A 25,845-nucleotide genomic window follows, 5' to 3' on the forward strand; every position below is an offset into this window, starting at 1 on the left:
GAACGATGAGACTGTTCATGAAAAGGCTGATCAGCCAGCGCGCGCTCGTGTTCATGACCGTGCCTTTCTTGATCTGGCTGGCGATATTCAAATACTTGCCGCTCTGGGGCTGGACGATCGCCTTCCAGAATTATAAGCCGGCCAAAGGGTTCGGCGACCAGAAGTGGGTTGGCCTCAAGCAGTTCCGGTTCATGTTCGAGGACGACCGGTTTCTGCTCGTGCTGCGCAACACGCTGGCGATGAGCTTGATCAATTTCGTGCTGGGCTTCGTGACCGCCATCATTTTGGCGCTGCTCCTGAACGAGCTGCGCAATGCGATATTCAAGCGTTTCGTGCAAACGATCAGCTACCTGCCGCATTTCATTTCGTGGGTCGTGGCCGCCACGATCATCCAGACGGCGCTGTCCGCGGACGGCGGTATCATCAACATCATTTTGATGAATCTCGGCCTTATTAACGAACCGATCCTGTGGCTGGGCGAAGGCAAGTATTTCTGGGGCATCATGGGGGCTTCGGAAGTGTGGAAGAACATCGGCTGGAATACGATCATCTACCTGGCCGCGATGACCACGATCGATCCGGCGCAATACGAGGCGGCGGAGATGGACGGCGCGAGCCGGCTCCAGCGCATATGGCATATTACGCTGCCGGGGCTTCGTCCGGTCATCATCGTGCTCGTCATTATGAACCTCGGCCAAATTTTGGAGACGGGCTTCGAGCCGCAATATTTGCTCGGGAACGGGCTTAACGTCGACTACTCTGAAAATCTCGAGATTTTCATTTTGAAATACGGCATGAACCTCGGCAACTATTCGTTGTCCGTCGCGGCCGGCATCTTCAAGACCGTTATCAGCATCATCCTGCTGTTCTCCGCGAACGCGATCGCCAAGCGGTTCGGCCAGGACAGACTGTTCTAGGGAGGGGAGCACCATGGCAATCGCGGAGAAAAGCTACAAGCGGCGCGTCCCGATCGGCGACCGCATCTTCGACTGGTTCAACTACGCGTTCATGATTTGCCTCATGATCGTGACCGTATATCCGTTCGTCAACATGCTGGCCGTGTCGCTCAACGACGCCAGCGATTCCGTCAAGGGCGGCATCTACTTCTGGCCGCGCGAGCTGTCCTTCGACAGCTACAAGTATGTATTCGATCAAGGCACGATCGTGCACGCGACGTTCATCTCGGTGATGCGGACCGTGCTCGGCACGCTCATCTCGACGTTCTGCTCGGCGATGATCGCCTACGCGATCAGCCGGCCGGATTTCGTCCTGCGCAAGTTCGTTACGCTGGCCTTCGTGCTGACGATGTATTTCAACGGCGGCCTCATCCCGAACTTCCTGCTCGTGCGGGAACTGGGACTGATGAACAGCTTCTGGGTGTACATCATCCCGGGCATCATCGGCGTGTTCAACATCATCGTCATCCGTTCGTTCATCGAAGGGCTGCCGGATGGCCTCATGGAGTCGGCCCGGATCGACGGCGCCGGCGAGTTCACGACGTTCATGCGCATCGTGCTGCCGCTGACGCTGCCGGTGCTCGCGACGACGTCGCTGTTCACGGCGGTCTATCAATGGAACTCGTGGTTCGACGTCTTCCTGTACAACTCCTCGAACGTCGAGTTGAGCACCTTGCAGTACGAGCTGATGAAAATGCTCCAGAACTCCAACGCCTCGGGCAGCTCGATTGATCCGGCGGGCGGCTTCGCGAACGGTTCGGCGGCGGCCAACTATGTCACGCCGACGTCGATCCGCGCGACGATGACGATCGTGGCGAGCTTGCCGATCATCATGGTGTATCCGTTCCTGCAGCGGTATTTCGTGAAAGGCTTGACGCTCGGCGGCGTGAAAGGGTAAGACTGGCGGCGGCCGCGGCAGGTCTAAGGGACGCGAAGCGCGAACTTGTAGGCATGCGGCGGCCGTATGCAAGAGCCGCCTGCCGGAGAGGAGCGAATCAACATGGAACAACCAAGGACAGTGAAGCAGGTCGCGACGGGGGAGAAGGTCATCGCCTTCACGTTCGACGATGGCCCGAATGCCGTTTATACGCCGCAAATGCTGGAGATCTTCCGGGAAGCCGGCGGAAAGGCGACATTCTACATGATCGGCGAGCAGATCGAAGCGAACCGCGCCGTCGCCGAAGCCGTTCATGCGGAAGGGCACGAGATCGGCAATCATACGTACGCGCATCCGAATTTGACGGCCATCGAGATCGAGGCCGCGGCGGAGGAAATGAGCCGAACGGACGCGCTCATTCGCGAGGTGACGGGAGAGGCGGTCCGCACGTTCCGGGCGCCTTATCTGGCCGCGAACGAAGAGGTGCTGGCGCTGGCGGCCGAGATGGGCTATGCGACGATCGGCGCGTTGAACACCGAGACGCATGATTGGGAGCAGCCTGGCGTGGCGCATATACTCGACAAGTCGCGGGACCATCTGGTGCCGGGCGGCATTCTGCTCTTCCACGACGGCCACGGCGACCGTTCGCAGTCGGTGGAAGCGGTCCGCGCGCTCGTCCGCGAGCTGGTCGCGGACGGCTTCCGGCTCGTGACGGTGAGGGAGTTGCTGGAGATGGGGGAAGGGCGATAGAAGCGCTGGGCAAACGAAGGTCACAGGGAAAGTAGGCTACAGCCCATTATTGCGAATCGACGCCCCGGGTGGTTGCAATAGTAGTCTACAACCCACTGAAGCTTTGTCCGCCAGGACAAGAGCGTGCCCCGCTCGAACTAAGCCGGCGACCGCGAACAAGCGAACTAGCTCGAAAAGAAAGCCCAGCTGAAGCTTTGTCCGTAAGGACAAAAGCGTGCCAGCTCGAAGCAACCCGCCGACCGCGAACAACCGTGGCAGCACGAAAAGGGAGTCCAGAGGGCGAAGACCTCTGGTTCCCCTCAGCGGAGGGGGAAGGGGGAGGCTGCAACAAAACTTGGATCAAAGGGGCGGGGCCCCTTTAGATTACCCGAAACACCGGCTGTCCGGGGATGAAATGGACCGGCAGCTCCGAATACCGGCCGCGCAGCTGCTCGGCCACCGCGCGCATGCCCGGTTCTTCGCTCTCCGCATGGCCTATGGCGAGCAAGGATTTCGGGCTGCCTTGGCTTGCGGCGTCGCGGACGTACTCGGGCGTTTCCCATTCCGGACCTTCGCCGGCAAGGACGAGATCCAGCTTATGTTCGCGGAAGAGCGGTATGGCGTTGGCGCCGCCGCCCCGGTAGCCGACGAGCACGCCGACCCGTTCGCAGCGCATGTCCGGGTCGCCTGTTAGCCGCACGTACGGGAGCGACAGCTTCGCTTTCGCGTACGCGGCCAGCTCCGAGGCGCGCATCGCGGGCACGCGGACCACGGCTGCGGTCGGGAGCATCGCTTCGACTTGCGCTTCCCACGCCAAGCTTTGCAGCAGACCGGACATGATCGGGTCGGGCTGCAGCCGGTGGCAGTAATCGTGGTGCCGGTAGACGGCTAGCCCCGATTGCCGGAGGAAGTCTCGTTTGACCCGGCATACCGGGTCATCGGCCAGATGAGAAGCGTGTTCCGGACGATGGCTGTAGTAGGGGCTTTCGTGGACGACGAGCAGATTGGCGCCTAGGGCGACGGCTTGCTCGATCACCGTCTGCGACGGCATGAACGCGACGGCGATGCCCTTTACGGGCGTCTCCATCGCGGCGCCTTCCAGCGTATCGGCAGTGTCCGGAATAAGCGGCACGTCGCCCCGAAGCTCGGCGATGACGTCTTGCATCGTAATCGACATGATCCTGTCCTCCTGCGAGTGGATGATATGTCCAACATTTTACGGCGAAGGACCTTGATATTGTCAAGAACCAAAAAAGAAGGAGAGGCTGGCAATGAACGAACAGCAGCAGGAAGGGCAAGCGGGCTACCGGGCATGGCTCGCATATCACCCGCGCATGGACTCGGCGGCAAGCAAAGAGGAGTCGCTTCGTTACGCGTGGATTGCGTCGGACGACCGGGACGACACGGTGCGCGCGGCAATTACGGAGATCGTCGAAGGGATCGGCACCATGTACGGCGCTGCGCCTCGGATCAGCGCGACCGCGACGGACGCCGCCGGGGAGAACGGTCCAAGGGACTCCGAGCCGAATGCAGCTTACGGCGCTGGTCCCGGCATTCTCGTCGGCACCTTCGCGGCGAACGAGCGACTGCGGGATATCTTCGGTGTCGAGGTTGCGGAGCTAGGCCGCGAAGGGTTCGCCATCCGGGCGAAGGACGGCGTCACCGCGATCGGCGCTCACACACCGGTCGGCGCGTTGTACGGCGCCTTTCACTTGCTGCGGCTGCTGGCGACGGGGATCGACGAGAGCGAGTTGGAGATAGTCGAGCGGCCGGCGAACAAGCTGCGCATGATTAACCAGTGGGACAATATCGACGGCAGCATCGAGCGCGGCTACGCGGGGTCGTCGATCTTCTACAAGGACGACGAGATCGATTTCGACCCGGCTCGGATTCGCGATTACGCCCGGCTGCTCGCATCGACCGGGATCAACGCGATCGCGATCAACAACGTGAACGCGCACCGGCTGGAATCCCGGTTCGTCACGGGCGACTACTTGCCGCGCATCGCCGAGCTGGCGGCGATCTTCCGCGTCTACGGCATTCGCCTGCTGCTGAGCATTAATTTCGCCGCGCCGATCGAGGTCGGCGGTTTGCCGACGGCCGATCCGCTGGATGCGGACGTGAAGCGGTGGTGGCGGGAGCGGGCGGCGGATATCTATGCCGCGATCCCGGATTTCGGCGGCTTCCTGGTGAAGGCGGATTCCGAGAACCGGCCGGGGCCGTTCACGTACGGGCGCGGTCACGCCGAGGGCGCTAACATGCTGGCCGAGGCGCTGGAGGCGCACGGCGGACTGGTCGTCTGGCGCTGCTTCGTCTACAACTGCAAGCAGGATTGGCGCGACCGGAAGACGGACCGCGCGCGGGCGGCGTACGATCACTTCCTGCCGCTCGACGGCGCGTTCCGGGACAATGTCGTGCTGCAGATCAAGAACGGGCCGATGGACTTCCAAGTCCGGGAGCCGGTCTCTCCGCTGCTTGGCGCGATGGAACGGACGAATCAGGTCGTCGAGTTCCAGATCACGCAGGAATATACCGGCCAGCAGCGTCATCTGTGCTATCTCGTGCCGCAGTGGAAGACCGTGTTGGATTTCGAGACGCGCGCGCTCGGCGAAGCTTCTCCGGTGAAGCGCGTCGTGGACGGCAGCGTGCACGGGCGGGCGCTCGGCGGGTTCGCGGCGGTATCCAACATCGGCGCCGATACGAACTGGACCGGCCATCCGCTCGCCCAATCGAACCTGTACGGCTACGGCCGTCTGGCGTGGAACCCGGAGCTGTCCGCCGAGGCGATCGCCGAGGAATGGGCTTTACAGACGTTCGGCTCGAACCGGCAGGTCGCGGACGCGGTGGTCGACATGCTCATGGACTCTCTCGACATCTATGAATCGTACACGGCGCCGCTCGGCGTCGGCTGGATGGTCAACCCGAACCATCACTACGGACCGAACGTGGACGGCTACGAGTATGACAAATGGGGCACGTACCATTTTGCCGATCGCGACGGCGTGGGGGTCGACCGTACCGTTCTTTCGGGAACAGGCTATGCCGGTCAATACATGGGGGCGAACGCCGGCACGTACGAATCGTTCGCGGAGTGTCCGGATGAGCTGCTTCTGTTCTTCCACCACGTCCCGTACGGGCATCGGCTGAAGTCCGGGCTTACGGTCATCCAGCATATTTACGATACGCATTTTGACGGGGCGCTGCGCGCCGCGGGGCTGGCCGAACGGTGGGCATCGCTTGAGGGACTCGTCCCGGCGGACGACTACGACGAGGCGTTGGCTCGATTCCGCGAGCAGGCCGAGCACGCCAAGGAGTGGCGCGACCGAATCAACACGTATTTCTACCGCAAGAGCGGCGTGCCCGACGAACGGGGCCGCACGATTTATTAAGCACGGTTGCAGCGAACGACGGGCAGTGCCAAACGTATGTCCCGCAATACCAACCAATTTCGGAACGAGGAAAGGAAGCGAGAACATGACGCAGCGCACCAAACGCGGCGAGCCGCTCGTGAAACACATCTATACCGCCGATCCGTCGGCGCACGTATTCGAAGGCAAAATTTACATCTACCCGTCGCATGACCTCGACAACGAGCGCGAATCGAATGATAACGGCGACCAGTACGATATGGAGGATTACCATGTCCTGTCCATGGAAGACGCGGACGCCGAATGCGTCGACCACGGCGAAGCGCTGCATGTGAAGGACGTGCCATGGGCCTCGAAGCAAATGTGGGCGCCGGACGCGGCGTCCCGGGACGGCAAATACTACTTGTTCTTCCCGGCGCGCGACCACGAGGACGTGTTCCGCATCGGCGTCGCGACGGGCAGCCGGCCGGAAGGTCCTTTCGCGGCGGAACCGAACTATATTCCGGGCAGCTTCAGCATCGATCCGGCGGTGTTCGTCGACGATGACGGCCAGGCGTACATGTATTTCGGCGGTCTATGGGGCGGCCAACTGGAGAAGTGGCGGACGGGCGAATACGACGCGGCAGGCGAAGGTCCGGGGGCCGATGAGCCCGCATTGGGTCCTCGCGCGGCTCGGCTCAGCGACGACATGCTGACGTTCCGCGAGCAGCCGGGCGAGATCGAGATCGTGGACGATGCAGGCAATCCGATCCTGGCAGGCGACGAGGAGCGGCGTTATTTCGAAGGGCCGTGGATGCACGAATACAACGGTCGCTACTACTTGTCCTATTCGACGGGCACGACGCACCAGATCGTCTACGCGATCGGCGACAACCCGCTGGGCCCGTTCGTCTTCCAAGGCACGATCCTGACGCCGGTCCTCGGTTGGACGACGCATCATTCCATCGTGCAATTCCAGGATGAATGGTACTTGTTCTATCACGACAGCTCGCTCTCCGGCGGGGCGGATAACAAACGCAGCGTGAAAATGGCGGAGCTGTCGTACAACGAGGACGGCACGATCCGCACGATCGACCCGTACGGCGAATAAAGCTAGCTGATGGCCGGGACTGCACAAGCCTGCGGCCTTCACGGTCCCAAATGGAAGGGCGTCTCCGAATGATGTAGGGTCAAGCAGATTTTCATGCCAAGGAGGCAACGGCCAATGGAACCCCTCCCCTACATAACTCAGGAAGACATGCGTGCGGAAGCCGAGCTATTCCAAACCGTATATACGTCGTTAATCCGCGAGATCGACCGGGGCGAGAGCCTGCGGGGCAAGCTGAACGACTTCCAGCTGCAGCAGGCGGTCGCGCACGCGAAGGACGGAATGGGCGTGCTCAGCTACGAACGCAGGCAGACGATGAACGCCATCTTCGAGAACTTCGCCGCGATCTACCGGTCGGACGGCCGGGCGGCCGCGGCCGTCTGGGCGAGCCAGAACTTCGGCTGTTCGCTGTCGGAAGCCGGTTCCGAAGACCGGAACGACATGCGCGCGCGCATCGAGGAGCTGGCGCTGCTTATTCAGATGAAGGAGACCGAGCTGCTCCAGCTGTACCGGGAAATTCACGCGCTGCAGCAAGCGTTGGCCGAGTGAACGGCGCGCGGCTAGAGATACATAGCAAGCAGAAAAGGCAGCCATGGGAGTGAACGAATCTCCCATGGCTGCCTTCGTGGTACCTGTCTGTCCTATTCTTCGATCTTCTCCGCGTGCAGCCGCTCCCGAATCAGGGCGGCCAAGCGCGCCGTCTGTTCCTCCGGAATGGCGCCCGACGCGATCGCCCGCGCGGCGAGCGGGACATACCAGTCCCGGATTTCCGCCTCCGTCATCCCCGACGAACGGCAGTACTCGTCGATGAACAGACGATAAGCCGCCTCCCGTGATTCCTCGAAGAACCGCTTCGCTTCCTCAGGCATCTCCGGGGGCAGGACGGCATACTCCAGCATGACGCATACTTCCGCGACATCCGCTGCCGGGTTGCCGAGGGAGGCGTGCATCCAGTCGATCATGACCGCTTCGCCGTCCACGTCCCGAATGAGGAGATTGTTCGGGTTCGCGTCCCCTTGGCACAGCTGCCTTTTGGCGGGAAGCCGGTCGAGGTACGCATGGAGAGCCGCGGTCTCATCCGGCGTCAGACTCGGGGGCCGAGCGATGATGCCTTTCAGATTCGCTTTCTGATCGGTGACGATCCCGGGAGGGGATGTCCGGTGTATCCGATGCAGCACGTCCGCGAGCAGACGCAGCTCCGCATCGATCGGTTCCATGGCGTTCAATCTGGCGAACAGCCGGCTGACGAGCGTATCCCCGGCGACCCGCTCGAACACGATTCCGTCGCGTCCTTCCCAATTCACGCGTTCGTAGGGTCTTGCGACCGGCAGTCCGCACTCCCAGACCGCATTATTATTGCCATACTCCAGTTCGACCGCTTGCGGCGGCGTATCCGCGTAGAACAGCTTGACGATCTTGTCCGGGCCGCCCCATTCGTACACCTCGCAGCTCGATCCTTCCGCGATGCGCGGTCCTAGCATCATAATGCCTCCTTTTAGAACGATTGGACGATCATCAGACGGTGCCCGTCCGGATCTTGCACGGTGATGAACGCGACGTCGGGGAACCGCTCGATGCCCTCGCCGACGATCCGAACGCCGAGCCGCCCCAACTGCTCCAGGCTTCGGTCGATATCGTCGGAATCGAACGCGAACAGCGCGTGCTGGGAAGGCGACACCGGTTCGTCCCCGATCGAGTCGAGCAACAAGACCGTATTCTCGAGCGGGATGGAGACGATCGGCGGGTAAGGCGATTTGGGAAAGGGGCGACCCAGCAGCGAGCAGTACCAGGCGACGGAACGGGCCATGTCCGAAGTCTTGACGAGGACGGAGCCGATCTTCGGCCGGACGGCCAGGGCATTGACGTTGGCGGAATGACTGGACATGGAATCTCTCCTCTACACGATATTTTCATAGTTTACAAATTAATCCAACAATAGTTTATTGAATGCATGTTCGTCTGTAAAGCGTTCTTCATGCAATTCATAACAAAGAACTCAACGGAAATGCACTTTTACTGGGATAGTCAGAAAGTTAGAGATAGAACTCAGGAATGCCAGTCGAAGGCAAATCAAAAAAACGAATAAGGCAGGTGAGCTTAGAATGGAGCCGCAAAATGAGAAGTCCGTTCGGAGCTTGGTCGGGGTTCTGCGAACGAGTGTCCCGGGCTCCTTCCTATAGCGCTGAGGAATGTCCTATTTTATGCTATCGAAGAAAGAGAATTAATCTATAAGGGGGGACGTTCTCTTAAATATGTATTGGCGGTTATTGTGTTAGCGGTCGGACAAACCACCCCAAGAAGTTGTTGTCAAAACTACCCGCGATGGGTATAATACGAAATGTAAGGGCTTACAGAAAACCTTTTCAGAAAAGCTTTTCAGCAGCTTGCCGCCTTACTTCATCCTAAACGAAGAGGATATTTGGACGCATGAAACCGACCATACACGACGTGGCAAGAACTGCAGGCGTCTCGATCAGCACCGTATCTCGCGTGATGAACGCGCCGGAGACGGTGACCGAGCAGAAGCGGCTGCGCGTGCAAGAGGCGATCGACCTGCTGCAATATCAGCCGAACGGCTTCGCCCGCGGGCTGATCTACAAGAAGTCGGGCACGCTCGGCGTCATGATCCCGGATATCGAGAATCCGTACTATGCCGGTCTGCTGAGGGGGATGCAGGACGAGGCGGTACGGCTCGGGCACAGCCTTATGATTTGCAACACGGACCGAGACAAAGACCGGCTGATCGCCTATATCCAGAGCTTCTACGAGAAGCAGGTCGACGGGATCATTTTCGCCAGCGACGCGCTTCATCCCGAATATATCGAGGAGATGCAGCGCTATCGCATGCCGATCGTGCTCGCCTCGACGAACGCGCCCGATTACGACATTCCGTCAATCGACATCGACGACGAACTAGCCGCCTTCGAAGCCGCCGCCTACTTAATCGACTCGGGACATGTCCGCATCGGCATGATCAGCTTCCCGCCGGGGGATACGATATCCGGAGGGCCGCGCATGGACGGCTTCCGGCGCGCGCTCCGCGATCGCGGCTTGCAGGCCGAGGACGCTCCGATCGCGTACGCGGCGCATCGATTCGAAGACGCTTACGCGGCGACGGAGGAACTGCTCGCGGCCGAGCCGGAGCTGACCGCCATCTTCGCGGCTTCCGACGAGTTCGCCATGGGCGCCATCTCGTATTTGCGCGAGCACGGCAGAAGCGTGCCCGATGACTTGTCGGTAATCGGCTTCGACGATATCCGGATGGCCGGCATGTTCATCCCGAAGCTGACGACAATCGCTCAGCCGGTGTACGAGATCGGGGTCCGCGCGGTGCGCAAGCTGCATGAACTGGCGATCGGGGGGCACGTGGATACTCTGCGGGAGAAGCTTCCGCACAAGCTGGTCGTGCGCGAGTCGAGCCGCCGCCTCTGAAGCACGGGAGCGTCGGCGTCGCTCGCGGCGGCCTTCGCATCGTGAGCGTCTGACGCGCTCGAAGTTCGATCGCGCGCTGGGCTCCTTGCGACGCGGCTCTTGTTCGAATACAAGTGTTATATGTTTCACTCTAAAAGTCCCATACGCATGAAGCTTTGTCCGCTAGGACAAGAGCGTGCCAGCTCGAAGCAACCCGCCAACCGCGAACAAACGTAAAGCATGAAAGGGGAGTCCAGAGGGCAAAGTCCTCTGGTTCCCCTCGGCGGAGGGGGAAGGGGGAGGGAGAATGGCTGAACGCAAACCAATCAGCGTTTCTGAAAAGCTTTTCAGAAATTCGTTTCTCCATAGATTTAGACGGGGTACAAATAAAAAAACGCGTTTTATGGCATTTTAGGAGGTGATGCGGAACATTTTGGCATTCCGCTCCACAAGCAATCGCGTTAGCGCCATACACTAGCAACCATTCGGAAAGGGTTGAGGTCTTTTGAAAACGAAGAAAAAGAGCGCATTGGTAATGTTCGGCACGGTTCTCGCGTTATCGGCGGCGCTTAGCGCCTGCGGCGGCAACAACGAGACGAACAATACGGGTAATACGGGCGGCGGCACGAACACGACCGACACGACGAACCAAGGCGGGACGAATACGACAACTCCGGATACGGCGGCGGGAGATTCCTACGTGGCCAAGGCGCTGAACGGTGACTATAAAGGCACGAAGGTAACGATGTTCGGCCCGTTCACGGACGCCGACGAACAGAAGTTCAACGCGTCGATCAAGGAATTCGAGGATAAAACGGGCATCGACATCGCGTACGAAGGGTCCAAGGAGTTCGAGGCGACGATCTCCGTGCGCGTGAACGGCGGCAACGCGCCGGACATCGCGGACTTCCCGCAACCGGGCCTGCTCAAGGGCTTCGTCAAGGACGGCAAGGTGATCGACGTGAAGTCGTTCCTCACCGACGATTACTTGAAGAAGCAATATAACCAAAGCTGGCTGGACATGGCGACGATGCCGGGAGCTTCTGGCGACGTGTATGCGGGCGTCTGGGCGCGCAGCAGCGTGAAGAGCCTCGTCTGGTACAACAAGAAGGCGTTCGACGAAGCCGGCTACAAAGTGCCGACGACGTGGGACGAATTGATGACGCTGACCGACCAAATCGCCAAAGACGGCGATCCGGCTTGGAGCATCGGCATCGAGAGCGGCACGGCGACGGGCTGGCCGGCGACGGACTGGATCGAGGACATCATGCTGCGCACGACGACGCCGGAGAACTACGACAAGTGGGTTAGCGGCGAGCTGCCGTTCACCGATCCGGTCGTCAAGAACGCGGTGAAGAAAATGTCCGACATCTGGTTCAACGACGACTACGTGTACGGCGGACGCAAATCGATCGCCACGACGTCGTTCGGCGACGCCGTGAAGCCGCTGTTCGACAACCCGCCGAAAGCATGGCTGCACCGCCAGGCGGGCTTCATCACCTCGTTCTTCCCGGAAGGCTTGAGCGCGGACAGCTTCGACTGGTTCCCGCTGCCTCCGATCGACGCGCAGTACGGCCAGCCGGCGCTCATCTCGGGCGACATCTACGCGATGTTCAACGATCGTCCGGAAGTACGCGCGGTTATGGAGTTCTTCACGACGGCAGACTCGCTGAAGACGTGGATTCAATCCGGCGGCGTGACGGCGCCGATGAACGGCGCGGATCCGTCGTGGTACGCGAACGATCAAGAGAAGCGCATGGCGGAGTTTCTCTCGTCCGCGAAGACGATCCGCTTCGACGGCTCCGACCTGATGCCGGGCGCGGTAGGCGCAGGAAGTTTCTGGAAGGGCATGACGGACTACGTCAGCGGCACGGTCGATTTGGATAAGGCCATGGAGGAAATTCAGGCCGGCTGGAAATAACTTTGGCAAGCTGGAGGCGTGCGCGCGCCTGACGCGGCGCGCACGTCTCTTTTTCTATTGATGTGAGGAGGTTGTCGGATGGAGCTTAGAGCTGGAAAAGGCAATGCTCTGCGCTTGCTGTTGCTGTCCGTTCTCGTACCGGTGCTGAATATCGGCGTGCATTGGCTGATCTTCCTGTTCTTCCGGGATTCCGGGCTGCCGCCGATCGCGAACGCCGTGCTGGCCGTGCTGTGGGGCGGACTCGGGATCTACAGCATTTACTACTCGTTCAACTGGCTGGTCGAGCAGTATCCCGACCAATGGAAGCGGAGACTATTGCCTTTCGTATTCGTCGGGCCGGCGGCGCTGCTTCTTGGCTGGCTGCTCGTCCTGCCGACGGTAAGAACGCTGTATTTGAGCTTTATGAACGCGAATTCGACGGAATTCGTCGGCTTCGCCAACTTCGCGGCCGTGTTCACCGACCGGCTGCTGGTCACCGCGCTGCGCAACAACTTGCTATGGGTCGTGTTCGGCACGCTCCTGTGCGTCGGCTTCGGCCTGTTGATCGCCATTCTGGCGGATCGCAGCAGCTTCGAGCGGGTGGCCAAGGCGATTATTTTCATGCCGATGGCGATCTCGTTCGTCGCGGCGGGCGTCATCTGGAAATTCATCTACTACTACCAGCCGGAGCAGGAGCAGATCGGCCTGCTGAACGCGATCGTCGTCGCCTTCGGGGGCGAGCCGCAGGCGTGGCTCAGCATGATCCAGCCGTGGAACAACCTATTCCTTATCGCCATCCTCGTCTGGATGCAGACCGGCTTCGCGATGGTCATTTTTTCCGCGGCGATCAAGAGCATTCCGGAGGATATGCTGGAGGCGGCCCGCGTCGACGGCGCGAACGAATGGACGATTTTCTTCAAAATCATGATTCCGACGATATCCGGCACGTTGCTGTCGGTCACGACGACGATTATCGTGTTCACGCTGAAAATTTTCGACGTCGTCATGATCATGACGGGCGGCCAATACGAGACCGACGTCGTGGCGACGCAGTTCTACCGGCAGTTGTTCATGTATCAAAACACGGGCTACGGCTCGACGCTCGCCATCGTGCTGCTGATCGCGGTAATCCCGGTCATTATCGTCAACCTGCGCCAGTTCCGCAAGGAAGGAGGATTCTAGGATGGCCAAACGCAGAAGCAAGCTGAAGAAATCGAAGTGGCTCGTCAACGCCGTCCTCGCGGTTATCTGCCTCGTCTGGTCGATTCCGACGATCGGGCTCCTCGTCTCCTCGTTCCGGCCGGCGGCGGACATCCTGCAATCCGGCTGGTGGAACGTGCTGCCGCACCGGGAATGGCAGACGGTGGAGCAGCTGACGCTGCCGAGGGACACCGACCTGCGGGAGCCGATCGACGTGAAAGGCCAGACGTATACGGACGACCAGCTGCGCGCCGGCGTCACGGTAGGCGATGAGCGTTATATTTGGGAAAATCGCCGTGCTCGCCTCCTGAACGTGCAGGAGAAGCATTGGGGCGCGATCACCAACTTTACGACCCAGAACTACGAAGCGGTACTGGGCGGCAAGGAGTACAAGATCGCGCTGCCGGACGGCGGCACGAAGACGGAGAAGGGCAGCGGCATGGGGCAGTCGTTCTGGAATACGATGGCCGTCACCGTGCCCGCCACGGTCATCCCGATCCTGATCGCTTCATTCGCGGCGTACGCGTTCGCGTGGCTGCGCTTCCCGGGGCGGCGCTCGATCTTCGTCATCATCATCGCGCTGCTCGTCGTGCCGATTCAGGTGGCGCTTATCCCGATTTTAAAGGATTACACGTCGCTCGGCCTCAACGGCACGTATGCCGGCATCTGGCTCGCGCACGCCGCGTTCGGCCTGCCGCTCATCACGTATTTCATGTACAACGCGATCAGCCAGCTGCCGAAGGACCTGTTCGAGTCGGCGTTCATGGACGGCGCGACGAACTTCACGATTTTCAGCCGCCTCATCCTGCCGCTCACCGTGCCGGCGCTGGCGTCGATCAGCATCTTCCAGTTCCTGTGGGTGTGGAACGATTACCTGGTATCGCTCATCTTCCTTGGCAGCCAGCCGGAGGTGCAAGTCATGTCGATGAAGATCGCGAACCTGGTCGGTTCGAGAGGCAACGACTGGCACCTGCTGACCGCGGCCGCGTTCATCTCGATGCTGACGCCGCTCGCCGTATTCTTCGCCCTGCAGAAGTATTTCGTGCGCGGACTGCTCGGCGGTTCGGTGAAAGGGTAGGGCGCATCGCCGTAACAAGTATAAAAAGCCGCTATCGCGGGATTCCGAGAATCCGCGAAGCGGCTTTTTGGCTTGGATTTGGCTTGTGTTTATGTCCCGGGAAATAACAGCCGCAGAAGCATCAGCACGACGATGCCCGTCGATACGGTAGCCAGGATGCTGCGCGTCTTGATCGCGACCAAGAAGGACGGCACCGCCGTGTAGAGCGCGAGATTGCCGCTCAGTCCGACGGCCTCGCCTTCCGGGAAGAACAGCGCCTGTCCGACCAGCGCCGCCATGACCGAGACCGGCACGTAATGGAGCCATCTGGTCAACCATTGCGGCAGACTCAAGCGGCTCAGCAGCATGAGCGGCACGACGCGCGGCAGCAAAGTGACGAGCGATGCGCCGACAATCGCCAAGAGCACGTCCCCTCTTACTTCCATCGCTCCACCGCCAATCCCGCCGTCGAAGCGATCAGAGTCGCGGCGATGACAGCGAGGCTGCCGGAGAGGAAGTAGAAGCTGAGGGTTGCCACGACGACCGCGATAATGGCGACGATGACATCCGTCCGAATCTGATTCCGTCCGAGGATCGTCAAGACGATCAGCGAGATGAACATCGCCGGCAGCGCGAAATCGAGCCCGAACCGCTCCGGATCGGCGATCCACTGGCCGAGCATGGCGCCCGCGATATTCGCGAGCCACCAGAATACGTAAGCGGTCAAATTGAGCCCGTGCATCCACCGCTCGCTAATCGCCTTGCCGTCCGATGCCTTGCTGATGGCGACGCCGAACGTCTCGTCGCTGACGAGCGCGCCGACGAACAAGTTCCGCAGCGGCGTCAGATGGCGGAAATACGGGGACAGCGCCGCGCTAAGCAGCAGATAGCGCAGGTTGACGAAGAACGCGCCGATGACGATCCCCGCCACCGAGCTGCCGGAGACGAGCATGCCGACGGCCATGAATTGCGCCGAGCCCGCGTACAGCAGCAGGCAGAACAGCGTAATCTCCATCAGGCTAAGCCCGGCCGTCGTCTGGATGACGCCGGCCGCCAGGCCGATGCTCAGATATCCCGGCAGCGTGGGCAGACAATCCTTCATCCCTTGGCGGAATTCGCGGGCGCCGGCGGCTAGTCGGGACTGCGCTGCTGACGGTTGTTCCATGGCCATTAGTCTACCCCGACATGAAGCTCCGCGGTGGCGTAGAGCACCGCCCGCCCGCTAATGCTCACGCGCTCGCCAAGGTCTTCGCAGTAGAGCGTGCCGCCTCGCGCCGATACTTGACGGGCGGTTAGCTTCCGTTTGCCCAACCGCTCCGACCAGTACGGCACGAAACTGCAGTGGGCCGATCCGCAGACGGGGTCTTCCGGTACCTTCAGCTTCGGGAAGAAGCAGCGGGAGACGAAGTCGTACGGCTTCCCTCCCGCGCTTGGCGCCGTCACGAGCGCGCCGAGCCCATCCGGCAGCGCCGCCAGCTTGGCGAAGTCGGGCGACAGGTTCGCGACGTCGGCTTCCGACTCCAAGACGAACATCAGGTCGCGGCCCAAGTAGGTTTCGAGCGGCGTGATGCCGAGCGCGTCGGCCATGGGAGCGGCGAACGGATGAACGGCCGGCATGCGGCTCGGAAAATTCATTTCGTATAGCTCGCCGAGCCGGCGGACGACAAGCTCGCCGCTCAGCGTACGGAACCGGATCGTCTCCGCGCCAGGCTCGCGGAAATTCGCGATCACGAAAGCGGTCGCGAGCGTCGCGTGGCCGCAGAGGTCGATTTCGCCGCCCGGCGTAAACCAGCGCAGCCGGTAATCGTCGCCTTCCGGGACGGCGAAGGCGGTTTCGGAGAGATTATTTTCGATCGCGATGCGCTGCATGAGGCCGTCCGGCAGCGGCGCGTCCGTGACGAGGACGCCGGCGGGATTGCCTTCGAACACGCGATCCGCGAACGCGTCGACGACGTAATACTTCATGGTCATACACCTTCCTTGTGCTAGCTATCGTTCGTCTATGTGCCATTGTAGCAGTGGCGGTATGACGGTTCAACGCGATAATTGTAGGCCATACGATTTTTGGCCGCGGCGGGAGCGGTGCGCGCTCGTCCTGTTTGGAACGCTTTCGTTATTTCCTAATTAAAGGTAAAATAATAGCGCGTAAACGGGACGGCAGCCGCTTCCCCGAACAAGATGGAGCTCGCAAATTCTGCGCGGCATATGCAATGCAACAGAGGAGGATCAACATGTCCAGGAGGAGATCGATGTTGAAAAGAATGCCGTTCGAGCGTCCGACCGACCATTACGATGAGAAGTTGCTGCCGATCGACGAGCAGCTGTGCGCGCTCTTGAAGCAGCGAAAGGCGCTTTCCGGAGGCAATCCGGGCTACCCGCCGATCGAATACGTGGAGCGTTGGGCGACGGATAATGGACTGCAGGAGGAGTTTGTGAAGGTCTTATTCGGTACGCTTATGAACGAAGACATCTTTAAGCCCGTCGTTGAACCCGAGGGATTTCGAGCGTACATCCCCGTGCTGCAATCGTTCGAACAAGACGGGTTCTTCTACACGCTGAACGCCGTTCGGCAATATAACAATGCCAGCATCGTCACCCTTGCGATCGATTGGGATACCATGTCGGACGACATGCCGAATCATATGAGCGCGAGAGGCCTATACGAACTAAATGCGGGCGAGGACTACGAATGCCGGATGACGGAAGGCGGAAGCTCGAGCGGTCACGGCTCGTACAACTTCGTCGTTTGGCCGCCGCTGCCCGATGATTTGGCCGGCATGACGTTCGTCTTTACGCCAATCGGCAGACCGCGGGAATGCGATACGGAGAGGAAACGGCTCGTCTTCGATGTGAAATGAATCGCGAGTCGTATATTTTAGGGGAGGCGGAGGCAGTGAAGAATAATGCAAACGCCGCGGGAGCGCAGGTCGACGAGGGACAACGGCGTGCGCGGACGATGGACGATACGTGCGTGCCGACCGGCGTCAAGCTCCATGACACCGGCTTCGGATACACGCTGTCCGTCATCGGCGGCAAGTATAAAATGATCATTCTGTATTGGTTGTCCGAACATCAGGTCATGCGGTTCAACGAGCTGCAACGCGGGATCGGCACCATCACCTTCAAGACGCTTAGCGTCATGTTGAAAGAAATGGAGGCCGACGGGCTGGTCCGGCGCGAGGAATTCCCGCAGGTGCCTCCCAAGGTGGAGTATTCCTTGACGGAGCGCGGACGTTCCCTCATGCCGCTGCTGGATTGGATGTGCGCGTGGGGCGAGGAGAACGGTCCGTTCTGAGCGGATTAGAGGCTGTCGATAAAATGCAGGTACTGCCGCGCGCTCCGATCCAATAGGTTCGAGGCCGGTTCGTTCTCCTGCCCCGGCACATTCTCGCCCGGCTCGCCTTCCGTGCCGTAGTACGCGAAGTGCGATCGGTAATCCGCCCGGCAATAGCGGAACGTCGATTCGAAGGGGGCCAAAATTTGCCCGAGCGTATAGCGGTATCTGCCTTCAGGCCGGTAATCCGATTCCTTGATGCCAGCCGAGACCGCCAGCGCCGTCTTGCGATTCAACAGCTTGTCGCCTCCGTTCGAGCCATACGCCCAGCCGTACGTCAACACGTCGTCCAGCCACTTCTTCAGGAGCGGGGGGCAATTGAACCAATAGATCGGGAATTGCAGCGCGAGGTTGCCGTGCGCTTCGACCAATCGCTGCTCGCGGTCCGCATCGATGCGGCCGTCGGGGTAAGCCTCGTGCAAGTCGTGCACCGTGTATTGGTCCGGAAACTTGCGAAGCTCTTCGACCCATCGTTTATTGACGACGGAATTTTCGAGATCGGGATGCGCGACGATGATAAGCGTATTCATGCGATTGCCTCCTTTTACGGATGTCGATTCGTGTTCTGAGTATACGGCTGGCGCGGCGGCATGAGAAGTACGCACTTTTGGAACAGGTACTATCGTAAAGGTAAGCGTTCCGCTTGCCCGGTGCGTTCGCCGATCGCAAGCTTAGGCGGCATCCGCGCCGCCAAGAGACGCGGGCTAACAACGTCAAAAAGCAGCCGATCCTCGTTCGGCTGCTTACGGCTTCCTTCGCGTTGCGATCACATCGTCTACAAAATCGCCTTCAGCGCCTCCCGCAGTACGCGTTCGAATACCTCGGGCCGCTCCAGCATGGCGTCGTGTCCGGTTCCTTCGATGACATGCAGCTGTTTGAGCGGCGCTTGGATCGCGGGGTAATGGGCTTCCATCAAAGGCCGGTAAGGCCGATCGAATTCGCCCAGCATGACGATGACCGGCACTTCATACGCGGAACCGCGCGTCCGGAGGTCGAACGCGCTCAAGTATTCGGTCAGCGGCGCCTGCAGTTTCTCTCGCCGGGCGAAGTAGACAAGCTGCTTCAAGGAGAACGTCGGGGACACGCTGCCGGCTTTCAGGAACAAGAGCGAGTCCGGCTTGTAGGGCTGGTGCTTGGCGGCAAGCTTATGCAGCTTGGCCGTCGTTTGCTCGGTCGTCTTAAAATCGCGTCGCAGCCGTTCCGCCAGCCGGTCTGCGGCCGCCGCATCCCGCTCGGCTCCCCGCGACAAGGCGAGCAGTCGGACGTCCCCCGCCATCCGCGCGGCGCCGTCGTGGAGCTGCACGACCTGGGCGATGCTGACGTAGGCGCGGGTCCATGCCGGGTAGCGCTGCGCGAATAGGCTCCCTAAGACGGTCCCCCAAGAGTGCCCCATAATAATGATCTTCTCCTGACCGAATCGTTCCCGCAAGTATAGGACGAGCTCGCGGACGTCCTCGACCAGCTTGTCCGTCGTCAATGAATCCCGTACTTGCCCGGCCTTCGACTTGTTCAGCAGGTAGGTACGCCCGGCATTGCGCTGGTCCCAGTTGACGACCGTGTAGTCGCGCTCCCACCCGAATTGGTATTTGTGCATAACGGGCGTGAACGGCCCGCCCGGTCCGCCGTGGAGGTACAGGATGACCGGATTGCGGACGTCGTGCCCGCGGATGTTCACGTACTGGCGCAGACCGCCGATCTCGAGCGTTAACTCCTCGTCGATTCCGTGTTCCGTCACGATGCGATGCTCTTGCGCGAGACGTCGCCGCATTCGCGCCCGATAGCTGAGCGCGCCGAGGAGGACGACCGTTGCGACCGCAAGCCATGGCGATACGGCGGACAGCAGCAGGCTAAACAGCCGTATGATCATGAGTCGTCCTCCGATCCGGCGCCGCATCCGCGTTCAACGCGGAACGGGCTTGTCCATCGCCATCGTCGCGGCGCAGCTTGGCCAGCAGTTCTTGCAGCCGCTCGGTCTCTTCTCGCGTCAGTCCATCGAACGCATGTTGCAGAAAATGAACATTCTTGTCGCCGTTGGCTTGCAGCAGGTTCCGGCCGCGCTCCGTCACGATGAGGCTGACCGCTCTGCGGTCATGCGGATTCTGCTGCAGCAGGACGATGCCGTCCGTCTCCAATTTGGCGATCAATTGCCGCATGCTTTGCTTCGTCGTGCCCATCTCGCGGGCGACGGCGTTGATCGTGACCGGTTCGTCGGCCATCCGCGCGATGACCGTCAGCACCATCAATTGTCTGGAGGTCAAGACTTCGACGTACTTGTCGCCTTGGGCTTGCAGGCCATGGGCTGAAGCTATTAAGGCGGCGTATGTTTGCTGGAGCAATAACAATGGTTTGTCGTCGTGCATCTAGGTACATCTCCCGATGAATAGACATGATCCTGTCTAATCAGCATATCAGGGCAGGCGGCAGGGGGCAACGGTTCGAACCCCCGGCAGGGCCGGGAACGAATGGGAAACAGACGCTGTCGGCAATAGCTGGTATGATGAGAAAGCGAAGCGGTACAAGGGCTTTACTATTCATTACGTAACAGGGAAAGCAGCATGTTCATCCATAGAAGACGCGCATTGCGCGCGGAGGAGTCGAGCCGATGGAACTGAAGCAGTTGGAATATTTTCTCGCGATCTGCCGGGAGCTGCATTTCACGCGCGCGGCGGAGAAGCTCGGCATCGCGCAGCCTTCGCTTAGCCAACAGATTAGGCTGCTCGAGCATGAGATCGGGACGCCGCTCTTTGACCGCATCGGCAAAAAAATCGCGCTCACGGAAGCCGGCGGGTTGCTCCAGACGCATGCGCTCCACGTCTTTCACGAGCTGGCCCAAGCAAAGGCCGCCATCGGGGAGCTGCAGGGACTCAAGCGAGGCTCGCTTAAGCTCGGCGCGCTGCCTTCGGTCGCGAGCGACCTGCTGCCGCCGGCTCTAGCGAGATTCCATGCCCGTTACCCGACGATCGAGCTGTCGGTGGAAGGCGCGCGAACGGGCGAAATCGTCGATCGGCTGATCCGCAACGAATTGGATATCGGCATCGTGATGTCGGCCGGAGCGGAGGGAGATTTGTTCGAGCGCATGCCGCTCTATCGCGACGAGCTGGTGTTCGCCGTGCCGCCGAACCATCCCTTCGCGCCGCGTACGTCGCTGCCGCTCGCGGCGCTGCGAGATATGTCCGCCATCCTGTTCCCGCCGTCGTTCGTGCTGCGACGGCAGTTGGATGAAGCGTGCGGCGGTCTCGGCTTCGAACTCAAGCCGGTCATGGAGATGACGACGACGGAAGCGCTGCTGCGCATGGTTGCGACGGGGGCGGGCCTCTCGATCGTGCCGGCATCTGCCGTCAAGTCCGGCGGCGGCGCGGGCGTTCGCGCGATCCCGTTGGAGGGCTCGGCGATCCCGACGGAAGTCGCGTTAATCTACAGGAAGCACAAGCATCTATGCGCGGCCAGCCGGGCGTTCATCCAGGAGCTCGAAGCTTCGGTGAGAGAGCGAATCGGCATGTCATGAGACAAAGGCGCCTGAAGCTGATTGGTGGGCGTATCCAACTCGAGTTGGATACGTCCCCTTTCGCTCCGGGCGCCTTCGGCGGCATTACCCTTTCTTGACATCCTCTAGGCTCGCGCCGAAATTGATGTGATACACGTTGCCATCGATCAGCAGCGCGGGCACGGATTGCACGCCGGCCAGCTCCGCCTCCGGGATACGGTCGCGGTCGGCGCCCAGATGGACGACCTCCACGCTAACCTTGGCGGCATCCAGGTAGTTCAGAACGGTTTGCTCGGCATCCACGCAAACGGGGCATCCGGCATGATAGAAGACGGCTTTCGACATTCGAATCACTCCTTATACGGATATAGGTTCGGGTCGTGCACGGCCCTTGCATGACTGATGTTACCCGGTTGCGGTTCGATCATCAATTGCGATTATGATATCGAAATGATAGGTATTTCCTATCGATGGAAGCGTCCGGGCATGCGTCTGCCAGAAGCGTTAGCGTGCGATCGTTACCTAGCTAGGAGCGATTGCTCTCCTCGAAACCGGCGCTTAGTCTTCTTTGCCGCCCTCGCCTTTCACGCGTCGGATGCCCGCCGAGATCTCCGTCCGTCCATGCTCCCGCAGCGCGTACAACCTCGGACTGGACGGAATATCGAACTTCAGATGGGAGTGGGGGATGTCGGTCAACAGCGTGCCGATCGGCTCGCCTTGCCCATCGCGAATGACATTCCAGAAGACGCGGGAGCGGTTATCCTCGCTGCCCCATTTTTCCATGGAGCTGCGGAACACCAAGCATTGGCCGATGACGAAATCGTCCTCCCGCAAAGGTTCCATCACGTCAAATCCCGCCTCGATCAGACCGCCGAACACGCCCGGCATCAACCGGTCCAAGTACACGCCGTATGCCGCGTCTTCGATCGTTCGAAATGCCTCCGTCAGTTCCGCGTGCATCTCCTCGTATAGCCGCTTCCATTCGGCCACGATGTAGCGGTTGCCCGCCTCGCTAATTTCCTCGATCGTCATGCCTTGCCGGAAAGTCGGATACTCGGTTTTCATCAGAGAACGCCTCCTAGGCTGATTGGTGTGCGTCCACGTAAGCGGATGCGGCATTCAGCGAAATTTTCTCATGCTCACTCATCATATAACATGCGTGCAAATTGAAAGGTTTAGCGATAATTTAACCTGAAAATACTGTATTCATCATCCCAAACCTTATAATAGAGCTAATGTTGGTCGTGGAGAGGAGCGAGAAGGAACGTGAGCATGCATCCGGCGAAAATGGCCGCGAGGTTCGGCATTAGTCCGAGCACCTTGCGCAATTACGAAGCCAACGGATTGATTCCCCCGGCGATCCGAGCCGAGAACGGCTATCGCAGCTATACGGAGGAGCACGCGGCCTATCTGGCCTGCATTCAGGCGATGGCGCCGGCCTTCAGCATCGAAATAACGACAGCGGTGCTGCGTTTGCTTAGTGAGGGCAAACTGGACGAGGCATTGTGGCTGGTCAAAGAGCGGGAGTTGGCGCTGTGCGAACAGAAGCGCAGACTCGAGACGTTAATCGCCGACCTGAGAAGCGAGCAGTCAAGCCCAAAGCCGGCCGGAAGCGACGAACGGCTGACGCTGCAACAGGCATCGGCGCGGGTCAAAGTGCCGAAGTCGGCCATCCGCTATTGGGAGAAGGCGGGACTATTGACGGCGGAGCGGGATCCGGACAACGGCTATCGGCTGTTCGGCGCGTCGGATGTACGGCTCATGCGGCTGCTGGGCGTGCTGCGCAATACCGTTTATTCGGCGGATACGGTCATGCTCCGGCAAGCGGTCGCCCAGGCGAGCGCGGACGATGCGGACGGACAGGGGGCCATGCGTATCGCGACAGATGCCATGGCGCATATGAACAAGCTGAATCAGGCGCAGATGCGCGGCGTCAGCTATCTATACCGGCTGATCCGGACGACGCGGCCTGGAGCTTTCGGCGAAAGTCCGGCTTGGGAACAGCGGTTGGAGCAGCAGGATATGGAGCGTGACGAAAGAGTTTAGCGTTGGACGACGGAATTTTACTTCCGACAGACGCGTCGTGCAACATCGGTCATCCGGATTGCGTCTAAATAAGGAAATGTCTTACAGGAAGGGTTGACGCGCGTGGTCTTTTGGGCGGTTAGCTTGATCGTAGTTACCGGCTCCATTTTGGGACTTCGGAAAGCGGGGGTCCGGAATCCGTTCTCCAAAGGCGTCGCGCTAGCGGCCGGTCTCTCTTTGCTCGCGGTGGCGTGTTTGGCTCAAAATTATACGCAAAGCCTTATACCCGAAGCGAACGACGGCATCGGCATCTCCAACCCGGTCGCCTACTGGATCATAGGCGAAGACGGCTGGTCGCAGTCCTTGTTTCGTGCGGCGTTCCGAATGTCGATCTACTGGACGTTGGCATTGTTGCTGCTCTACCCGTTCGTCGCGGCGGCGGAGGCTAGGCTTCGGAATAACAGAACGGCGGATGGTCGCGGATGAGGAGTTTGTCGGCAGTCTATTTGCGGCTGGTCGTGCTGGTGCTTGCGTTCGAGGTGCTCCTGTCGGCGGTAATCGGGCTGGGCATTTATGCGGGCTTCTCCGTGTTTCCTTACGCGCAGGCGGCGGGGCAGACGCCCGGTATTAACGCGACCGTGCCGATGTACATGCCGACGCTCACGGACTTGAAAGCCTCTTATACGTTTTTCGAAGCCGGGCCTGCCCAATGGGGCGCCCTCTCGATTCTGGCATCGATCGCCTTAGTCGTGCTTCAAAGTTTCGTGCGCGGCATGTATCTAGGCGGTATCAAAGCCCATATCCAAGGCCGGCGCGTCTCGCTCGTGGCTTGCGGCCGCCGTTATTTTGGCGTTCTGTTTGGATTTGCGTGTTTGCAAATCGCCGCGGGTTTGCTTGCCATGTTGTTCGCGATGATGTTTTTCCTATTCGGCTTCCTCGCGATGGCTGCGATGTTGGCGTTCGCGCTTGCGCCATACTTGGCCGTGCTGCAGGAGCTCCCGCTCGGGGAAGCGATCGCGCGATCGCCTCGCATTCTCCGCCGCTATGTGGGCGAATGGCTGCCGCTTGCGGTAGGCGCGCTAATGTGCACGGTTGTGATCAGCTTCTTCCGAGGGCTGCCTGAACCTTGGAGCTATCCGGTGCCGCTGGTCGTCTATGTCGTTGTCGGCACTTTGCTGATCGCCGGCCTCATGAGGAGCTTGGACGTTCGGCTTCGGGCGGAAGGAGAAGCGGTGCCGCCGCTGCTACTGCCGGAGAAGAAGGAACGCCGAATCGCCGTCTATGGCTGGGCTGCGCTCGTGCCGGCGTTGGTCGCGGCAGGCGTTTTCGTTTCGTCGGGGAAGCACCTGAACGCGCTTGATTTCGGCGGCAAAGAACGGTTGGCGGGAATGGCCTACGGGACGAATTTCTCCGATGCCTTCTACGCGTCGGACCGGCAGTTTACGACGTATTGGTGGGCGAGCGGGGAGTGGCGGATCGCGATGCGGCTGCCGGACTTGAGCACTGGGGATGGACCGAAGGAACTTCGGGGGATTGCCGATATCCGGTGGTCGGTCGACGAGCTGGTGAACACCCGCGTTGGTACGGGAACGACGATAGAGATGCGGCCAGTCCAGCGCGAGAGTAAGCTGATGTACCAGCTCGTGCGGGATACCGCTAGCGACGGCACGCCGGTATACTCGAGCATGAACGGCGGTCAAGTCATCCTCATGCCGGGTAAAGCGAGCCCGATCCAACCGTTCTCGTTCCATCTCGCGGTGAGCGGAGACGGACGAGATATTTCCTTGTTGCAATATCAGCGGGGGATGGACGAACAGCTGCTCTTCCGCATGTCCGAGGATGGTCGGTACATTCTTCCGGGAACGAGTACGTCCAACCCGCAAAATGTAAAGGTCTATTGGTTCTCCGACGAGCATCGGACGGAAGACGTCTTCGCGCTAATGGAAGCGCGAAACCGGATTAACTTGATGCCGAAGACCGCTCGTGCCTATATGACGCTTGCGGCCGCGCTTCAGCAAGGAGACGGGCGCATGGTGGCGGACCTGCTTCAGATGTTGCGTCAACAAGGCGTAACCGTGACGGCGCCGGAGCGGGATGCCGCGGAGTGGAGCGCCGAATTGAAGCGATTGTATGCACATGCCAGTCTGGGAGAGGTGCTTCTGTATATCGCGAAAGCCGGGGAGCAGGATGCTTACGTGCCGGAGGAGCAGCCCGGCGGCGATGCCAAGCGGCGCGTCTACCGGATCGAGGTGCCGTTCCCGGGCGGACCGATTCCGCTCGAGTACGAAGAGACGGAGGATGGTTTGCTGATCGCCATTAAGGTGGGATGAAGGAGAGATACCGGTTGCTGCCAGCGCAAATCCGGAATTAAATGTTTCAAATCGCCTTTCGTGTATTAATGCACATTGTATGATTAT

At 60.2% G+C, this 25,845-nt stretch carries 27 protein-coding genes; 16 read left to right on the top strand and 11 right to left on the bottom strand.

Translation table 11 applies throughout. The features are described from left to right. Positions 1–5 precede the first annotated feature (5 nt). The 3 genes from BCM02_RS14955 (at position 6) to BCM02_RS14965 (ending at position 2,583) form a co-directional block, all read left to right on the top strand. A complete protein-coding gene (locus BCM02_RS14955) occupies positions 6–917 on the top strand; it encodes an ABC transporter permease (protein WP_148929908.1) in 912 nt (303 codons plus the stop codon). Positions 918–930: 13 nt separating this feature from the next. Next, positions 931–1,854: a carbohydrate ABC transporter permease gene (locus BCM02_RS14960; protein WP_148929909.1), complete on the top strand. Its 924-nt coding sequence runs from the start codon at positions 931–933 to the stop codon at positions 1,852–1,854. A gap of 102 nt (positions 1,855–1,956) precedes the next feature. Further along, on the top strand, positions 1,957–2,583 hold the full coding sequence (locus tag BCM02_RS14965; RefSeq protein ID WP_148929910.1) for a polysaccharide deacetylase family protein: 627 nt from the start codon (positions 1,957–1,959) through the stop codon (positions 2,581–2,583). 358 nt (positions 2,584–2,941) lie between these two features. Here BCM02_RS14965 and BCM02_RS14970 read toward each other — a convergent pair whose 3' ends face one another. Further along, complete coding sequence (locus BCM02_RS14970) at positions 2,942–3,739, bottom strand: Nif3-like dinuclear metal center hexameric protein (protein ID WP_187434225.1); 798 nt, start codon at positions 3,737–3,739, stop codon at positions 2,942–2,944. A gap of 94 nt (positions 3,740–3,833) precedes the next feature. Here BCM02_RS14970 and BCM02_RS14975 point away from each other — a divergent pair, with 94 nt between their 5' ends. The 3 genes from BCM02_RS14975 to BCM02_RS14985 all read left to right on the top strand — a co-directional run bounded on the left by BCM02_RS14975 (position 3,834) and on the right by BCM02_RS14985 (position 7,566). Then, positions 3,834–5,951 carry an alpha-glucuronidase family glycosyl hydrolase gene (locus BCM02_RS14975; RefSeq protein ID WP_148929912.1) on the top strand — a complete coding sequence of 706 codons (2,118 nt, stop codon included), beginning with the start codon at positions 3,834–3,836 and terminating at the stop codon, positions 5,949–5,951. 85 nt (positions 5,952–6,036) lie between these two features. Further along, a complete protein-coding gene (locus BCM02_RS14980) occupies positions 6,037–7,020 on the top strand; it encodes a glycoside hydrolase family 43 protein (RefSeq protein WP_148929913.1) in 984 nt (327 codons plus the stop codon). A 114-nt stretch (positions 7,021–7,134) separates the two neighbouring features. Beyond that, a complete protein-coding gene (locus BCM02_RS14985; RefSeq protein ID WP_148929914.1) occupies positions 7,135–7,566 on the top strand; it encodes a hypothetical protein in 432 nt (143 codons plus the stop codon). 92 nt (positions 7,567–7,658) lie between these two features. On the opposite strand, the gene BCM02_RS14990 is transcribed toward BCM02_RS14985, so the two are convergent. Further along, on the bottom strand, positions 7,659–8,501 hold the full coding sequence (locus BCM02_RS14990) for a phosphotransferase family protein (protein WP_148929915.1): 843 nt from the start codon (positions 8,499–8,501) through the stop codon (positions 7,659–7,661). An 11-nt stretch (positions 8,502–8,512) separates the two neighbouring features. Further along, complete coding sequence (locus BCM02_RS14995; protein ID WP_148929916.1) at positions 8,513–8,902, bottom strand: VOC family protein; 390 nt, start codon at positions 8,900–8,902, stop codon at positions 8,513–8,515. A 542-nt stretch (positions 8,903–9,444) separates the two neighbouring features. Between BCM02_RS14995 and BCM02_RS15000 the strand changes: the two genes are divergently transcribed. The 4 genes from BCM02_RS15000 (at position 9,445) to BCM02_RS15015 (ending at position 14,606) form a co-directional block, all read left to right on the top strand. Beyond that, positions 9,445–10,449: a LacI family DNA-binding transcriptional regulator gene (locus BCM02_RS15000; RefSeq protein ID WP_148929917.1), complete on the top strand. Its 1,005-nt coding sequence runs from the start codon at positions 9,445–9,447 to the stop codon at positions 10,447–10,449. 484 nt (positions 10,450–10,933) lie between these two features. Then, entirely contained in the window at positions 10,934–12,349 is a 1,416-nt protein-coding gene (locus BCM02_RS15005; RefSeq protein ID WP_425466179.1) for an ABC transporter substrate-binding protein, read from the top strand. Between the two features lie 78 nt (positions 12,350–12,427). Continuing rightward, positions 12,428–13,510 carry a carbohydrate ABC transporter permease gene (locus tag BCM02_RS15010; protein ID WP_148929918.1) on the top strand — a complete coding sequence of 361 codons (1,083 nt, stop codon included), beginning with the start codon at positions 12,428–12,430 and terminating at the stop codon, positions 13,508–13,510. Position 13,511: 1 nt separating this feature from the next. Next, entirely contained in the window at positions 13,512–14,606 is a 1,095-nt protein-coding gene (locus BCM02_RS15015; protein WP_148929919.1) for a carbohydrate ABC transporter permease, read from the top strand. Between the two features lie 89 nt (positions 14,607–14,695). Here the strand turns inward: BCM02_RS15015 and BCM02_RS15020 are convergent, their stop codons facing one another. From BCM02_RS15020 to BCM02_RS15030, 3 genes are read right to left on the bottom strand one after another with little or no spacing between them, the layout of a single operon-like run. Beyond that, positions 14,696–15,031 (bottom strand): AzlD domain-containing protein, encoded by a 336-nt coding sequence (locus BCM02_RS15020; protein WP_148929920.1) that lies wholly within the window; start codon positions 15,029–15,031, stop codon positions 14,696–14,698. After that, positions 15,022–15,750, bottom strand: coding sequence for an AzlC family ABC transporter permease (locus tag BCM02_RS15025; RefSeq protein ID WP_148930146.1), 729 nt, complete (start codon positions 15,748–15,750; stop codon positions 15,022–15,024). Before BCM02_RS15025 ends, BCM02_RS15020 begins: the two co-directional genes overlap by 10 nt. A 5-nt stretch (positions 15,751–15,755) precedes the next feature. Next, a complete protein-coding gene (locus tag BCM02_RS15030; RefSeq protein ID WP_148929921.1) occupies positions 15,756–16,550 on the bottom strand; it encodes a PhzF family phenazine biosynthesis protein in 795 nt (264 codons plus the stop codon). Between the two features lie 284 nt (positions 16,551–16,834). Here BCM02_RS15030 and BCM02_RS15035 point away from each other — a divergent pair, with 284 nt between their 5' ends. Continuing rightward, positions 16,835–17,443, top strand: coding sequence for a hypothetical protein (locus BCM02_RS15035; protein ID WP_222871012.1), 609 nt, complete (start codon positions 16,835–16,837; stop codon positions 17,441–17,443). 98 nt (positions 17,444–17,541) lie between these two features. Beyond that, the gene (locus BCM02_RS15040; protein WP_148930148.1) at positions 17,542–17,880 is read left to right on the top strand and encodes a winged helix-turn-helix transcriptional regulator; all 339 of its coding nucleotides are present in this window, start codon (positions 17,542–17,544) and stop codon (positions 17,878–17,880) included. A gap of 5 nt (positions 17,881–17,885) precedes the next feature. On the opposite strand, the gene BCM02_RS15045 is transcribed toward BCM02_RS15040, so the two are convergent. The 3 genes from BCM02_RS15045 to BCM02_RS15055 all read right to left on the bottom strand — a co-directional run bounded on the left by BCM02_RS15045 (position 17,886) and on the right by BCM02_RS15055 (position 20,279). After that, positions 17,886–18,449, bottom strand: a complete 564-nt coding sequence (locus BCM02_RS15045; protein WP_148929922.1) for an NAD(P)H-dependent oxidoreductase — start codon at positions 18,447–18,449, stop codon at positions 17,886–17,888. A 245-nt stretch (positions 18,450–18,694) separates the two neighbouring features. After that, entirely contained in the window at positions 18,695–19,786 is a 1,092-nt protein-coding gene (locus BCM02_RS15050) for an alpha/beta fold hydrolase (RefSeq protein WP_187434226.1), read from the bottom strand. After that, the gene (locus tag BCM02_RS15055) at positions 19,767–20,279 is read right to left on the bottom strand and encodes a MarR family winged helix-turn-helix transcriptional regulator (RefSeq protein WP_148929924.1); all 513 of its coding nucleotides are present in this window, start codon (positions 20,277–20,279) and stop codon (positions 19,767–19,769) included. The genes BCM02_RS15050 and BCM02_RS15055 overlap by 20 nt, the downstream gene beginning before the upstream one ends. 242 nt (positions 20,280–20,521) lie before the next feature. Between BCM02_RS15055 and BCM02_RS15060 the strand changes: the two genes are divergently transcribed. Then, a complete protein-coding gene (locus BCM02_RS15060; RefSeq protein ID WP_148929925.1) occupies positions 20,522–21,424 on the top strand; it encodes a LysR family transcriptional regulator in 903 nt (300 codons plus the stop codon). Positions 21,425–21,508: 84 nt separating this feature from the next. Here BCM02_RS15060 and BCM02_RS15065 read toward each other — a convergent pair whose 3' ends face one another. Beyond that, positions 21,509–21,748 (bottom strand): glutaredoxin family protein, encoded by a 240-nt coding sequence (locus BCM02_RS15065; RefSeq protein WP_148929926.1) that lies wholly within the window; start codon positions 21,746–21,748, stop codon positions 21,509–21,511. Between the two features lie 213 nt (positions 21,749–21,961). Then, complete coding sequence (locus BCM02_RS15070; protein WP_148929927.1) at positions 21,962–22,468, bottom strand: DUF6022 family protein; 507 nt, start codon at positions 22,466–22,468, stop codon at positions 21,962–21,964. 207 nt (positions 22,469–22,675) lie between these two features. Here BCM02_RS15070 and BCM02_RS15075 point away from each other — a divergent pair, with 207 nt between their 5' ends. The 3 genes from BCM02_RS15075 (at position 22,676) to BCM02_RS15085 (ending at position 25,758) form a co-directional block, all read left to right on the top strand. Next, positions 22,676–23,449: a MerR family DNA-binding transcriptional regulator gene (locus BCM02_RS15075; RefSeq protein WP_148930149.1), complete on the top strand. Its 774-nt coding sequence runs from the start codon at positions 22,676–22,678 to the stop codon at positions 23,447–23,449. A 123-nt stretch (positions 23,450–23,572) separates the two neighbouring features. After that, entirely contained in the window at positions 23,573–23,914 is a 342-nt protein-coding gene (locus BCM02_RS35275; RefSeq protein ID WP_187434227.1) for a hypothetical protein, read from the top strand. After that, positions 23,911–25,758: a hypothetical protein gene (locus BCM02_RS15085; RefSeq protein ID WP_148929928.1), complete on the top strand. Its 1,848-nt coding sequence runs from the start codon at positions 23,911–23,913 to the stop codon at positions 25,756–25,758. Before BCM02_RS35275 ends, BCM02_RS15085 begins: the two co-directional genes overlap by 4 nt. The last annotated feature ends 87 nt before the right edge of the window (positions 25,759–25,845 follow it).

The sequence above is a fragment of the Paenibacillus methanolicus genome (genome assembly GCF_008124765.1).
Taxonomy (GTDB): domain Bacteria; phylum Bacillota; class Bacilli; order Paenibacillales; family Paenibacillaceae; genus Paenibacillus_Z; species Paenibacillus_Z methanolicus.